At 67.6% G+C, this 13,161-nt stretch carries 12 protein-coding genes; 4 read left to right on the top strand and 8 right to left on the bottom strand.

Features of this window, described 5'->3' with window-relative positions; translation table 11 throughout:
- The first annotated feature begins 50 nt into the window (after positions 1-50).
- A complete protein-coding gene (locus tag CLV30_RS13910) occupies positions 51-686 on the top strand; it encodes an ABC transporter ATP-binding protein (protein WP_106537883.1) in 636 nt (211 codons plus the stop codon).
- Complete coding sequence (locus tag CLV30_RS13905) at positions 683-2,890, top strand: hypothetical protein (protein ID WP_106537819.1); 2,208 nt, start codon at positions 683-685, stop codon at positions 2,888-2,890. Before CLV30_RS13910 ends, CLV30_RS13905 begins: the two co-directional genes overlap by 4 nt.
- A 91-nt stretch (positions 2,891-2,981) precedes the next feature.
- Here the strand turns inward: CLV30_RS13905 and CLV30_RS13900 are convergent, their stop codons facing one another.
- The 5 genes from CLV30_RS13900 to CLV30_RS13880 form a co-directional block, all read right to left on the bottom strand.
- Entirely contained in the window at positions 2,982-3,590 is a 609-nt protein-coding gene (locus CLV30_RS13900; protein ID WP_106537818.1) for a hypothetical protein, read from the bottom strand.
- Positions 3,591-3,744: 154 nt separating this feature from the next.
- Positions 3,745-4,320, bottom strand: a complete 576-nt coding sequence (locus tag CLV30_RS13895; RefSeq protein ID WP_129711016.1) for a hypothetical protein — start codon at positions 4,318-4,320, stop codon at positions 3,745-3,747.
- 103 nt (positions 4,321-4,423) lie between these two features.
- The gene (locus CLV30_RS13890) at positions 4,424-4,936 is read right to left on the bottom strand and encodes a DUF1269 domain-containing protein (RefSeq protein ID WP_106537816.1); all 513 of its coding nucleotides are present in this window, start codon (positions 4,934-4,936) and stop codon (positions 4,424-4,426) included.
- A 70-nt stretch (positions 4,937-5,006) separates the two neighbouring features.
- A complete protein-coding gene (locus CLV30_RS13885; protein WP_106537815.1) occupies positions 5,007-5,207 on the bottom strand; it encodes a hypothetical protein in 201 nt (66 codons plus the stop codon).
- Positions 5,208-5,355: 148 nt separating this feature from the next.
- The gene (locus CLV30_RS13880; protein WP_106537814.1) at positions 5,356-6,162 is read right to left on the bottom strand and encodes a mechanosensitive ion channel family protein; all 807 of its coding nucleotides are present in this window, start codon (positions 6,160-6,162) and stop codon (positions 5,356-5,358) included.
- A gap of 335 nt (positions 6,163-6,497) precedes the next feature.
- Here CLV30_RS13880 and CLV30_RS13875 point away from each other — a divergent pair, with 335 nt between their 5' ends.
- Positions 6,498-7,661 carry an AI-2E family transporter gene (locus tag CLV30_RS13875; protein WP_106537813.1) on the top strand — a complete coding sequence of 388 codons (1,164 nt, stop codon included), beginning with the start codon at positions 6,498-6,500 and terminating at the stop codon, positions 7,659-7,661.
- Positions 7,662-7,667: 6 nt separating this feature from the next.
- Here the strand turns inward: CLV30_RS13875 and CLV30_RS13870 are convergent, their stop codons facing one another.
- The 3 genes from CLV30_RS13870 to CLV30_RS13860 form a co-directional block, all read right to left on the bottom strand.
- Positions 7,668-10,010 (bottom strand): sulfatase-like hydrolase/transferase, encoded by a 2,343-nt coding sequence (locus CLV30_RS13870; RefSeq protein ID WP_106537812.1) that lies wholly within the window; start codon positions 10,008-10,010, stop codon positions 7,668-7,670.
- The gene (locus tag CLV30_RS13865) at positions 10,010-10,300 is read right to left on the bottom strand and encodes a hypothetical protein (protein WP_205740858.1); all 291 of its coding nucleotides are present in this window, start codon (positions 10,298-10,300) and stop codon (positions 10,010-10,012) included. Before CLV30_RS13865 ends, CLV30_RS13870 begins: the two co-directional genes overlap by 1 nt.
- 344 nt (positions 10,301-10,644) lie before the next feature.
- Complete coding sequence (locus CLV30_RS13860; protein WP_276320007.1) at positions 10,645-12,372, bottom strand: SulP family inorganic anion transporter; 1,728 nt, start codon at positions 12,370-12,372, stop codon at positions 10,645-10,647.
- Between the two features lie 277 nt (positions 12,373-12,649).
- Here CLV30_RS13860 and CLV30_RS13855 point away from each other — a divergent pair, with 277 nt between their 5' ends.
- Entirely contained in the window at positions 12,650-13,045 is a 396-nt protein-coding gene (locus CLV30_RS13855) for an SHOCT domain-containing protein (RefSeq protein WP_106537811.1), read from the top strand.
- The last annotated feature ends 116 nt before the right edge of the window (positions 13,046-13,161 follow it).

The raw sequence follows: 13,161 nt of genomic DNA, 5'->3' as shown, positions 1-13,161 counted from the left end.
TTTTGTCTGAGTCCGTCGAAGAGCGACCGGCGTTGCTGACGGCCTCGTCGGTGCAGGTCAGTCTGGGCGATCGTCAGCTTCTCGCCCAGACTGACCTCACCATCGGTGCCGATGAGGCGGTCGCGGTACTCGGCCCGTCGGGGTCCGGAAAGACGACCTTCTTGGCGTGCCTGGCAGGTCTGCGGATCCCGACGTCGGGATCGGTTCGGTTGCTTGACCGTGAGCTGACCGAGATGAGTTCCACCCAACGGGCGCAGGTGCGGCTGGACTCGATCGGTTTCGTCTTCCAGCACGCCGATCTGTTACCTGAGCTGAGCCCCGTGGAGAACGTCATGCTGCCGGGACTGCTCAAAGGTGGTGACCCGGATGGCGTGCGTGCGGATGCCGAGTGGCTGATCGCGGACCTCGGCGTCCGGACCGCTGCCGACACTGCCTACTTGTCCGGTGGCGAGGCCCAGCGGCTGGCGCTGGCGCGTGCGTTGATCACCCGGCCATCGTTACTGCTGGCTGACGAGCCGACCGGGGCGCTGGACCGGGCGACACGCGACGAAGTCCTCGAGGTGATGTTCGCCAAGATCCGCTCCGAACAGATGGCCGCAGTGATCGTCACCCACGATGAGCAGGTCGCCGCCTCAGCGGACCGGACCATCGAACTGGCCACGGTGCGATCGGTCGACGCGACGTGACGGCTCGCACACGACACCAGGCTGCGTCGCCACGCCAACTGCGGCGAAACCTGGCGAGGATCGGCCGGCGCAGCACATCGCTGCGCGGGGTCAACGGGTTCGGCGCGGTCCTGGCGTTGCTGGCGTTTGTCACGATCTCGCTGGGCGCAGCGGCCGCTGTGCTCGCCAGTGCGGTCTATGACCACCGCGAAGACGTCGGCCGCGCACGAGCGCCGGTCACGGACTCTGGCGCCGGCACGGTGACGCCACTGTTGTGGGGCATTGATGGGCTCTCCGTCGGTTTCGAGCAAGTGCCGGTGGTCTTCCTCCAGCAGACCGGGGCTGACCCGCCGCTGCCGCCGGGGGTGTCGGCACTTCCGGAGCCGGGCGAGGCGCTGGTCAGCCCGGCCTTGCGTGATCTGCTCGCCGAGCACGGGGTGCCGGACCGGTTCGGCAAGGACATCGGGCTGATCGGTCAGGACGGTCTCGTGTCGGCCACCGAGTTGTTCGCCTACGTCGGCACCGACGCTCAGGCTGACCACGGCCTAAGGCAGATCAGCACCATTGGTGTGACTGACAGCAGCCCCGTCTATCAGCGCCTGGGGGAAGACCTCTACGACCGGGACGTGCAGGAGTTCTGGGCGATGGCTGGCTTCTTGTGCGTCCTGCCGGGGCTGATCGCGCTCACCTCGGCCGCGCGGGTGGCCGACGACGAGACCCGGCGCCGGCACCGCCTGCTCGTGCGCCTCGGCGCCGACCGATGGGCCCGAGCCCGGATCGCAGCGCCGCGGACCCGACTCGTCGGCTCGGTCTCGCTCGTCCTGTGCCTCGGAGTGCTGGCCCGGATCACCGCGGCAGACACGACGCTGCCGTTCACCGGTTTCGTCCTGCAGGCCGAGGTGGTGCGGCCCGTCGCCTGGCTGCTCGCGGTCGTGATCGTCGCCGCTCACGTGCTCTCCGGGGCCGCGCTGAACCGCATGACCGCCGGATCGCTCGGTCGCAAAGACGACCTGGAGGCATCCCGGCTGCAGGTGCCGGCCGACAAGCCGTCCTGGCGGCGGACCGTCGTCTTGCTGGTTGTCCTGGCGGTTCAGCCGTGGATCATCGTCTTCTTCGACAATCGGGTCGTTCAGGCGCTGTCGACCCTTACTGCCGCCGGTCTCGCGGTGATCTGTCTTCCCGCCGCCCTGGCGACGTTGCTGCAACTGATCGCGCGTCGTCGTGGAATTCCCACGTTGCAGCGTCGCGGCATCGGTGTCTTCTTGGGCTGGCGGATCACGGCGTACCGCTCGCGAGCGATTGCCCGGCTCACCGGAACGATCACGTCACTGGTCCTCGTCGTCGGCCACGCCGCTGTCGTCCTGGCCCTGTTCACTGCCCCCGCCGAGGCGCAGAGCCGACCCTCCGAGCAGATCGGTACTTCGGCGTTGAACGTGCGAGCCGATGAAGACCGCATCAGCGAGGTGCTCCGGTTCGCCAGCGACCGTGGCATTGCTGCGATCACCATCCACGAGAGCGTCGAGCGCGACGATCCGTCCGTCGTGCTGGGAGAATGCGCTGACCTGCAGGCGTTCGGTGTCGAGTGCGCAGACGCCACCCTGACGCCGGCCGAGCTCCCACCCAGACTGGCCGCGGTGCTCACCTGGGACGCCCCAGGCGTCGACATCCGCCCCACCCCACCGGAGAATGTCGAGCGATCGTCGGCTGGGTCCATGGCCACCGTCGTTCTCGCCAGTCACGACGGCACGGATCTGCCCGACGTCGAACTCGGCCGTGACCTCGAGCGCGCCGTCGGCTTTGATGCCCGCCTGGAACGTATCGGCGTCGACGCCATCATTGGTGCGCTCGACCTACAGGACAAGTCCCAATGGATCTACGTCTTCGGCGTCCCCGGCGTGCTGACCCTGCTCATCGTCGCTGCACTGACCTGGGCCGCCGTCGTCATCGAAGAAAGCCGTGGCCTCGTGCGCAACCCGCTGTTGGTCGGACGCCACGACGTCTTCGAATCGATCGCCACCGTCCGCCTCACCTGGCCCGTCGCCATCGGCGGCCTCGGCGGCGCCGCCGCCACCGGATGGCTCCTCGCCCCGCACATCACCAACAACGCCTTCGACCTCCCCACCGGCTTCCTGCTCAGCGCCACGCTCGCCGCCGTTGTCATTGCTGCCATCAGCGGAAACATCGGAGGACGCATCCTCGCGAACGCATCAAGAGACCAGTGGTGAAGGACTTGGCCACTCGCCAAGCCTGCGTTACCACGACGCAAAACCTTGGACAGTTCGTACTCGTCGAGCCGTCCTCCCAAGTGCGCGTCGATCACGGTCCGCCCCCGCGTTCTCGAAGCTGCCTCGCGAACTCTTCGCGATCCGCTGCGCTCAGAGTTGTTCCCCACCCAGCAGGTGATCGAATCGAGTCGAGGTCTACGTCGCGATCGAACCACGGAACGCCGGTTTCCAGCCACGCCCCGCGTTCCTCGGGCGTGAGCAGCAGCCCGATCTCCCAGTCTCGCTGCCCCCATATACCCCAGGCCCCAGACGATCCGGCGATGGCAACGACGTCGAGCGTGTCACCAAGCCTCCCGGTCGGGTCGTCGTCGGGCTCGTGGCTGAGGCCAGCCGCAAAGCCTTCAACGATCACGCCCCGATCAAACTGTAGTCCTGGAAGGAACCCGTACTCGTCTCGGTAGTAGGCAGGTGTGGGCTCAAGCCCCAGAACAACGACGCTGTCGTCATCGTGCCCACGAGCCAAGGCGTCCAGAACCGACCCGAAATCGAGCCCCAGCACACGGTCGTACTCGTAAACCGTTACGTATCCTGCCGGCGCCCTGAACGGCCACTCGGGGAGTCGACGTCCGATGTGCAAGGTGCCGTGAACCTGCTCTTTCAGTTCGTTGAAGGCCGCTTCGTCAGCCGCAAAGTGCGTCATCAGGTCACCCCAGGTAGCCGAGCCGGATCTTCAGAATGGGCTTGGGTCCACCATCGGTGCCGATGAGGCGGTCGCGGTACTCGGCCCAGCCCGGTCGACCTGAGCGAGGTCTGCTGTGGATCCGTCGGTGACGTTGTCCCTTGTACGACGTAAATCAGCGCGCGGGATGCCACCGCGGTAGGCGTGCAGGATCGCGGGGGTAGAGCTCCTGGTCACGCGACACCAGGGCGACCTCGTTCGGCCCCCACAGTCCGAACGGCGGGAGATCGAATTCGAACTTGGCGGTGATCGTGCCATCTCGCGCGAGTCTGATCATGGCGGTGTACCACGCGCCCCGCCCGTTGGGTTCGTACGTCGACCGGCGCAACGCCAAGGCCGGCTCAGTAAGGTCAGAGAAGAAGTGGATTCGGTTGTCGGGCGGTTCGTCGCCTTCTTCTTGCATGCGGACCATGGCCATCGTCCTGACGTCGTCCGCGGCCGACGTCAGATCGAGGAGCACGTCGTCCCAGTGCCCTGGGAGCTGAGGGACCAGCGCGTACCCGATCTGCAGGAGTGGATCGTCTGGTGCTGCCGACAGATTGTCCATGTCCAGCTGGAAAACCTGGTCGTGTCGGACCCTCGCACTGTCCCCGGCACGTTTCATTCTTCTGAGGAGCTCCGTTTGTAGCTCTGCGTCAGACTTGTTTGCGAGGTCGTCATCCACGTCGTCGTTGTCGGGATCGGTACTCATACTCACGTCCCAGCTGCATACAGGTTCGTCATGAACTCGCGACCGCCGGCGGTGACCGCGGGCAGTCGTCGGGAGAGGAGCTTCAGCAGTGGCCGGCCCAATCCTATGCGGGTGTCTGCCCTTCAGGGTCGGCGGCGACGATGGCCGCGGCGGCCTCCGAGCTGACCGCGTGCCGGGCGACGTTCCTGTACCCCTCCACGCTCCTCGACAGCCGCTCGATCATATGGTCCTCGGCGACGGCGATGATCGCGGAAGTCCCCGGTTCGAGGCGGTCACCGATGGCGCGGAGGTCGTCGTCCTGGAGACCTTTGTCTCTGATACGGCCCCAGATGCCGCCGCCCGCGGCGCCGATGGCGGTTGACGCGAGAAGGCTGGGTGGGAAGATCAGGCCGATCAAGCCACCGGCGACGGTGCCTCGTTTGGCCCATTTCCTGCCGCTCGGGTCTGCGGTCTCCTCGAACGTGACCTCACCGTCGGTCCCGCGGACGACAACCGCGGCATCGATCATTTCGATCGACCCTTCGTGGCTCATCGCCCGGAAGTGTTCCAGAGCGGCTCCGGCCTCGTGTTCTTCGTTGAAGGTGGCGACGAAGACCTCGATCTGGGTGTCGCTCATGTCCGGTCCCTTCGCTCATGCTGGGTGGTGCCGAGGGCCGTGGTCGTGGCGGCCCATCGCTGGCGTGCGTTCAGTCGGGCAGCTGACGCATCTCCACGACCGTGATGCCGAGGTCCTCGAAGCGCGCCAACAGTTCCCGGACGCGGGCGTCGTCCTCGACAGGGCCGTGCAACGATGTGCCACCGGCCCGGGCTCTGGTCGCCGTCAGCTCCGGGAACGCGGCCTCGACGGTCTCGGAGACGCTGCCTGCGACCAGGAACTCGTACCGCATGACCCACCTCCCACGCACCGCCGATACCTGTCAGGGTCGCCCCCGTCGACCGCTGCCCCCTCACCCTCAGCGGGTGATACTGCGGCGATCAGCTGGCGAACTCCGCGAGTTCGGTGGACGTCCCGCGGGCTCGGGCCTGATCCGTTCCTCAGACGTCCGCAGGTGAGAGGACCGCCGGCTCGACAGGCGGCGCGACGACCGACACCGGAGGACCGAGATCGGCCAAGCTGTCGCTGATCGCCACCACCGCCGCGGATGTCACGACCGGCCCTTCGGCCGGATGGTGCCAGCATGTCGCCGTCATGATGGTGCGCTCCGTCTCGACGGCCGAGACCAGTACCGTCGGGGCCGGCTCGGCGAGCACGCTCGGCATCTGCGACAGGACCTCGGTGATGATCGCCACCACGTCCGCACGATATCCGGCACCGATCCGCACTTGGATCGCGGACGCGTGCCGGCCCATCACCGTGTGATTGACCAGCGGGTCGTCGAGCAACCGTCGGTTCGGCAGGTGAACGATGCGGCCGTCCGGCGCCTCGATGATCACCGACCTGCTGTTGATCTCGCGAACCCGGCCGGCGAATCCCATCGCCTCGATCGAGTCGTCGAGGCGCACCGGGCGGCGAGTCTGGATGATCACGCCCGCAGCGACGTTGTCCGCGATGCCGCGCAGGGCGAGGAACGTGACGGCGGCAGCCATGACCACGACGGCGAGGACCGGTTGGATCGACGCGCCGAGGAAACTGAGCGCGACACCGACCCCGAGGAAGATGACGACGTATCCGGTGGCCTGGACACCGAGGTCGCGGAGGTCGTGGGGCACTTTGACCTGGGACAGGATCCTGTCGGCAGCCCGACGGGCATACCGCGCGAGGAACCAGGCCCCGACGACGATCGCCAGGGCCAGGACCGCGTCCCAGCCCGTGAACGAGAACCCGGAGAAGAAGTCCCTCATCTGCCGCGCTCGGCTCGCGACCGCTGGCCCTGACGTTTGCGCTTCCGGACGTGCCCGAACGCCACCATGCTGCCTCCTCGATCCGACCAGGCACCGCCAGGATCCGCCGGCCCGCCTCACGGCGACCTCACCCGGCCGAGGTGAAGTCCGACGACATCTCACCCCGCCCGGGTGAGGGCCTCGCGACGTGCGGCGACCGATGCTGTCGGCGGGTACGCAACGCCGACGAGTGTGGTCTCCGGCCCGTTGAAGGAGCGACGAGATATGAACCCGAGGCGTATCGTCCGGCCCTCTGCCACGTCCGACGGCCCCGATCGAACCTGCCCAGGACCGGCATGACCACAGCGGATGAGGGCGACACCACGAGCGTCGACCCGGTGCTGCCACCGATGGGCTACGTGGCTCGGGCCGCCGCGGTCGTCATCACGGTTGTCGCCCTGGCGGCGGTGGCGTGGGTGACCCGGGGTGTGATCGTCATGGTCATCGTCGGCTTCCTTCTCGCCGCGGGCCTCGACCCGCTGGTGCGGAGGGTGCAGCGTCGGGTGCGCCGGCGCGGGTTGGCCGTGCTGGTCGTCGTCATGGCCCTGGTGGTGGGCGGCGCCGTCTTCGTCACCGTGGCCGTGCGGCCCGCGATCGCGCAGGCCGGCGAGTTCGTCGCCGACCTGCCGGAAATGCTCGACCGGATGTCCCGACACTTCGGCGGCTCGACCGTCGCCGACTTCCTCGCCAGTCCCGAGGTCGAACAGCAGCTGCGCAGCGCGATCGATGACGTCGTGGCCTTTGCCGCCGGTTCCATCGGTGCGGTGATCGGTTTCCTCGCCAGCGTCGGGGGCGCGGTGTTCACCGGGTTCACCGTCGCCGCCACCACCGTCTACACGATGCTCGCGCTCCCGCGGATCAAGGCGTTCGCCGGCCGGGCCGCCGGAGACCCCGACCAGGTCGACATGGTCGCCGAGGTGTTCCGCCGCGTGGGCGGCTACGTGACCGGCCAGCTCGGCATCTGCGCCAGTGCCGGGATCACCTCGGCGATCTTCTTCCTCATCATCGGGATGCCGTACGCGGCTCTGCTGGCCATGGTCGTCGCCGTGCTCGACGCCGTACCGCAGGTGGGCGCCACACTTGCGGCCGTCGTGGCGGTCCTGGTTGCCCTGACCGTCAGCGTGGGGACGGCCGTGGTCGTCGCTGTGTTCTTCGTCGCCTATCAACAGTTCGAGAACTTCGTCATCGCGCCGCGTGTCTTCGCCTCGGCCGTGTCACTGACGCCGATGACGGTCTACCTGGCCGTGCTCGTCGGCGGCGTTCTCGCCGGCTTCGTCGGGGCGATACTCGCGTTGCCGGTCGCGGCCACGCTGACGGTCGTGTTCCGGTATGCGTTCCGGCGCAGCCTGGCGACGATGGAAGCCCGTGCCGTACCCGAAGCGGTGGCGGCGGCTCCGCCACCTCCGCGGCCCGCGCGTGCAGGGCGGAAGTGGCGGCGTCGCCGCGACACCGAGTCCTGAGCCGGGCTACTCGCGGGCCATCATGGCCACGGCTTCCTTCTCGAGATCGACGAACGGCTCACCGGACACGTCGACGATGGCGGCCTTGATGGTGCCACCTGTGAACGTGAACGGGCTCGTTCCGGGGTAGTCCTCGGTCACCGGGGATGCCGGGTCCTTGCCGACGTTGAGCCCTTCGCCGACAAGGGAGAAGTTGCCCGGCTGGGTGACGATCGTCCCCTCCCCGACCTTCCCCTCGTCGACGTAGAGGCTGACCGTGCCCGTGGTCGGGCGCCCGTCGCCCTCGCTGACGAACGCCGCCGACAGCACGACATCGCCGGTGGGCACGGGAACGTCGCCGACGATCGTCTGTACCTTGCTGCCGACGAAGTTGTAGACGTAGTGCAACCTGCCGGCCTTGACGTAGAGCGCATGTCCCCCGAAGCGGGCGCCGTGAGAGAACAACACACCCTCGGCGTCCGGGGTCTCGATGTGCGTCTCGACAGCGATGGTGAAATCGCGGTTGCGGACATTCACCGCAGCAGATTCGGGCACCTCGGCGGTTCCCGGATAGTAGACATACCGCCCGCGCGGCGCCGCCACCTGAGGTCGGGTCGGGTCCGCCAGAACCTCTGCCGCGGTGCGGTCGACCAGCGGCAGGCCGTTGTACATTCCGGCCAGGTGGAACCAGTGCCCGATCATCTCCTGCAGCTTCACGGGGTGCTCGGCGGCGAGGTCGTGGCTCTCCGTGGGATCCGCATCGGTGTGGAAGAGCTCCCAGCGATCCTCGTCGAACCGTCCCCAACCCGCGATCGTGGGATGGACGCTGACAGCCTTCCAGCCCTTGTGCCACACCGCCCGTGATCCGAGCATCGAGAAGAACGCCGACTCTTTCGGGGTCGGGACGTCGTCGCTCTCGAACGTCGATCGGAAGCTGACGCCCTCCAAGGGAATCTGCGGGAACCCGTCGACCACCTCCGGCAGCTCCACGCCGAGCAGGTCGTACACCGTCGGGACGACGTCGGTGGCGTGCAGGAACTGGTGCCGTAGTTCGCCCCGGGCCTGTATGCCGCGCGGCCACGACACCAGCAACGGGTCGGCCACGCCCCCTTCGAAGTTGTACCGTTTCCACATCTTGAACGGGGTGTTGAACGCCCACGCCCAACCCACCGCGTAGTGGTTGTACGTCGCGGGCGAGCCCAACTCCTCCAGCTGACGCAGGTTCTCCTCGATGTCGTCGGGGATGTCGTTGAAGAACTTGTTCTCGTTCACCGAACCGTTCGGTCCGCCCTCGCCACTGGCGCCGTTGTCCGACACCAGCACGATGATCGTGTTGTCGAACTCGCCGGACCGGTCGAGGTAGTCCAGCAACCGACCGATCTCGTGGTCGGTGTGGGACAGGAAGCCCGCATACACCTCGCCCATGCGGGCGAACAGCCGCTTCTCGTCGTCCGACAGCGCATCCCACGGCCGCACCACATCCAGTGGGGGCCACGGCTCCCCGTCCGGGGACTGCTGGTCGGCGTAGGGATTCAGCGGTGACAGTTCGGCGCTGTCCGGGAAGATCCCCATCTCCTTCTGCCGGGCGAACACCCGCTCGCGGTAGGCCTCGTAGCCCTCGTCGAACTTCCCGCGGTACTTCTCGATCCACTCCTCCGGAGCGTGGTGCGGAGCGTGCGTGGCACCGGGACAGAAGTACATGAAGAACGGCTTGTCCGGCGTGATCATCTTGGCGTCGCGGATGAACTCGATCGCCTTGTCGGTCAGGTCGGTGGTCAGGTGGTAGCCGTCCTCGGGCAACGCCGGCTGTTCCACCGGGTGATTGTCGTAGACCAGGTCCGGATACCATTGATTCGTCTCGCCGCCGAGGAAGCCGTAGTAGCGCTCGAAACCGCGGCCGACCGGCCAGTTCCGTTTCGACGAGGCCATGTTCATCTCGTCGGACGGGCACAGGTGCCATTTGCCGAGCATGTACGTGTTCCAGCCACGTTCGCTCAGCACCTCGGCGATCGTGGCGCACTCGAACGGGATGTGACCGTTCCCGTTGGGGAACCCGACAGTGGCTTCGGCGATGCACGCCATCCCGTTGGTCGTGTGGTTGCGTCCGGTCAGCAACGACGACCTGGTCGGCGAGCACAACGCCGTCGTGTGCCAGTTGGTGTACGTCAGGCCTCGCTCAGCGAGCCGCCTGATGTTCGGCGTCTCGATCAGCCCACCCCACGGCTCCATGGCCGAATACCCGACGTCGTCGAGCACGATGTAGAGCACGTTCGGCGCACCGTCCGGTGCCACCGGCTGAAGATACGGTTCCCAGTCCGGCGTCGAGTCACGAACGTCGACGTCGACAGCGCCGTTGAACTTCTTGGTCATCAGCCTGCTCCGTTCTCGGTGACACCGATCAGTTCGAGGTCGTCCGGGCTGATCCAGGTGTCGTTCAGCAAGAAGCCGTTCGCACGGGTGATCGCACCACGCAACCCGACGGCCCAGCGGTGCTCGATCAATGCGATGGCGGCAGCGGTGTCGTCGGGAAGCAGGTCGTCCACCATCCACGCGTCGAGGTCATCGGCCGCCGCTGCGGCCGCCGCGGCCAGCACCTCGGTCTCGGCTTCGACCAGGCCGATCAGCGCCGCGACGACACCGTCCGCGTCGCCCGTGGGCATGCCGTCGTCCTCCAGCAACGAGCAGCCGGACGATGTCAGCGTCGCGAAGCCGGGCGAGTTCAGCCTTGATCTCACCGGTGAAGTGCGGGTCGTCGAATCCCAGCATGATCAGTTGCACAGGTCCTGTATCCATGGCGTGCCCTTCTCTTCCTCCTCTTGCTCGCGCGTCTGCGCCTGCAGTCGGCTCTTCCCGGCCATGTAGGCAGCGCCGCCAACCATGCCGGCCCGGAGGATCGGGCGACGTGGCCGCACCATTCGTCTGAGCATCGTCGGTTCCTTTCCCGTCACCAGCCAACGCGGTACCTTCCATCGTTCGTTTGCCGGTCGCGGGGATCATCACCCCATCAGGGTGAGTGTTTGTCCGCCTCGTGACGGATCAGCCAGGCATCGGCGTCGTGAAGTGCCCGTTGGGTGGACTCACCGACGATGCCTGTCGCCGCCACCGCCCGTACCGGACCGGCGAGATCCAGACCCCCGGCGCGTCGGAGCTGGTCGAGCAGGTCCGCGTCCAGCCCGGACAGATACAGGCGACCATTTCCGGCGGCGAGCTTGCGCGCGTAGTCCCCGACCACGCGATAGAACGTGGCACCGAGAGCCGTGCGGCCGTGGAGCCTGATGACGACGGCGGCGCCCTCGGCACCCGTCGGATCCGGCAGCCGGGCCTGCAACGTCCGGGAACCGGCGTAGAGCAGACTTCCGTACACATCGAGAACGGTCGCCGTGCCGCTGGTCAGGCGGCCCGGCGCCGGCCGCTCGAGGAACCGTCCGTCCGGCTGCGGCACGAGTTCGACGACCTTGAGATCCATCGCCTCCTGGTTCAACTGGAGCAACAGAGACAACGCCACTCCGATGCCTACGGCGGCCGCCACCGGCAGGAACAGGGTTGCGACGAACGTCGTGACCAGCGCAATCCGCGACGTCCCGCCGGTCCGCCAGATCGCCGCGATGACGCCCGGCTTGATCGAGCCGATGGCCGCGAAGATCAGAACTCCCGCCAGGATCGGCATCGGCACCAGGCCGACCAACCCGGCGAAAAGCACCACGAGCGGCAGGAGGAGCGCGCCGGACATGATGGCCGCCCACCGGCTGCGCGCGCCCATGGCCACGCTCAGGGCGGTGCCACTGACCGAGCCGCCGACCGGTTGACCGCGGAAGAACCCGACGGCGACGTTCGCAACACCCTGCGCCACGAAGTCCTGATTGATGTTCGACGGTGTCCCGCTGGGGTTCGGGGCCGCCTCGCTCACACCGGCGCCTTGAACGAGCACGATCACCGCTACCGCTGCAGCACCCACGACCAGGTCGAGCGAGAGCAGCTCGAGTTCCGGGAGCGCCGGGAGCGGGACCTGACGCGGGATGTCCCCCGAGTCGCGCACCTGGGCCACGCTGTCCAGCCCGAACACCATGACGACAAGAGTGGGTGCGACCAACGCGACGAGCGCGCTCAGTGATCCCCACCGCGTACTCATGAGTCCGAACAGGATTCCCAGTGTCCCCAGCCCGATACCGAAGGATGCGAGATCGATGCGGCTCAGGTGCGTGACCAGGTCGACGGCCTTGCTCACGTTCGTCGAGCCCGAGACCTCGGCTCCGGTGAGTCCGGACAACTGGCCGAGGAAGATGCTGGCTGCGACACCGGTCAGGAAGCCCGTCATCACCGAATGGGAGACGAAGCGGGTGTACCGCCCCAGCCGCAGCAGTCCGGCCACGATCATCAGCACCCCGACGATGATCGTCAGCAAGAACAGCGCGGACGGCCGGTCCGCAGCGTCCACACCCTCCAGGGCCGATGCCGCCGCGAGCGCGGCGGCTGTGGTCGTCGCCACGACCATCATCCGGGTACTCGTGGCCAGCCCGCCGGCGACCGGCCCGACGATGCTCGCGTAGAGCCCGATCACGGGGTTCACGCCGATCAATGCCGCCGACGCCATACCGTCGGGGACGCTGCCAACCGCACTCGGCACCGCCGCGACGGTGTCTGCGCGCAGGTTCCGCCGATCCGGACGCACCGACCGAAGCCACGCGCCGATCGCCGAGACAGCTCGCGACACTCGGTCACCCTGCCCCGCCATGCCCGCACCATCCGCCGCGGCGGCCGTCGCGGTCCTCACCCCGTTGGGGTGAAGGCGCATCGCCGAGGAGTACGACACCAGTGCACCCGTCGTCGACGGCCCACCGGACGACTATGTCGAGCTCATCGTCACCGACTGTCTCGCGACGGGAGCGGGCGCGGGTTCACCCTCGCAGGGTGAGGACTCCGGCGGAGTCATGGCGGACGTTGGGGTGAACCGTATCGTCGCGCCGTGGGTCGTCCCCGCGTGTCGCGGCCGCGCAGACGAAGGAGTCCGCATGGACGACGACTACCCGCTCCTGAGCCTGTTCGTCACGATCTTCTGGTTCTTCCTCTTCGTCGCCTGGATCTGGCTGCTGATCGCGCTGGTGACCGACATCTTCCGCAGCCGCGACCTGCCCGGATGGGGCAAGGCGCTCTGGACGCTGTTCATCGTCGTCCTCCCGATCGTCGGCGCGCTGGTGTATCTGATCGCCCGTGGCGCCGGGATGACCGGCCGGATGGCCGACGAGTTCGAGCGCCGTGAGCACGAATTCGAGTCCCGTGTCCGTGGCATCGCCGCAGGCGCCGGGACGAGCCCCGCGGACGAACTGACGAAGCTGGCCCGGCTCCGCGACGCGGGCGACATCACCGCGTCCGAGTTCGAGTCCCAGAAGGCGAAGCTACTGGCCTGACCGCGAGCCGGCCGAGACTCGGTCCGGGCGGTTCACCCGGCTCGGGTGAGGCACGCCCGCGCCGGTCGGACGACGATCGAGCAGGCACCTCGGCCCGGAACGGCCCGATCACAGGA

Source organism: Haloactinopolyspora alba (genome assembly GCF_003014555.1).
GTDB lineage: Bacteria > Actinomycetota > Actinomycetes > Jiangellales > Jiangellaceae > Haloactinopolyspora > Haloactinopolyspora alba.
Note: the sequence above shows the minus strand (reverse complement) of the source record. Positions and strands in the feature narration are given on the sequence as shown.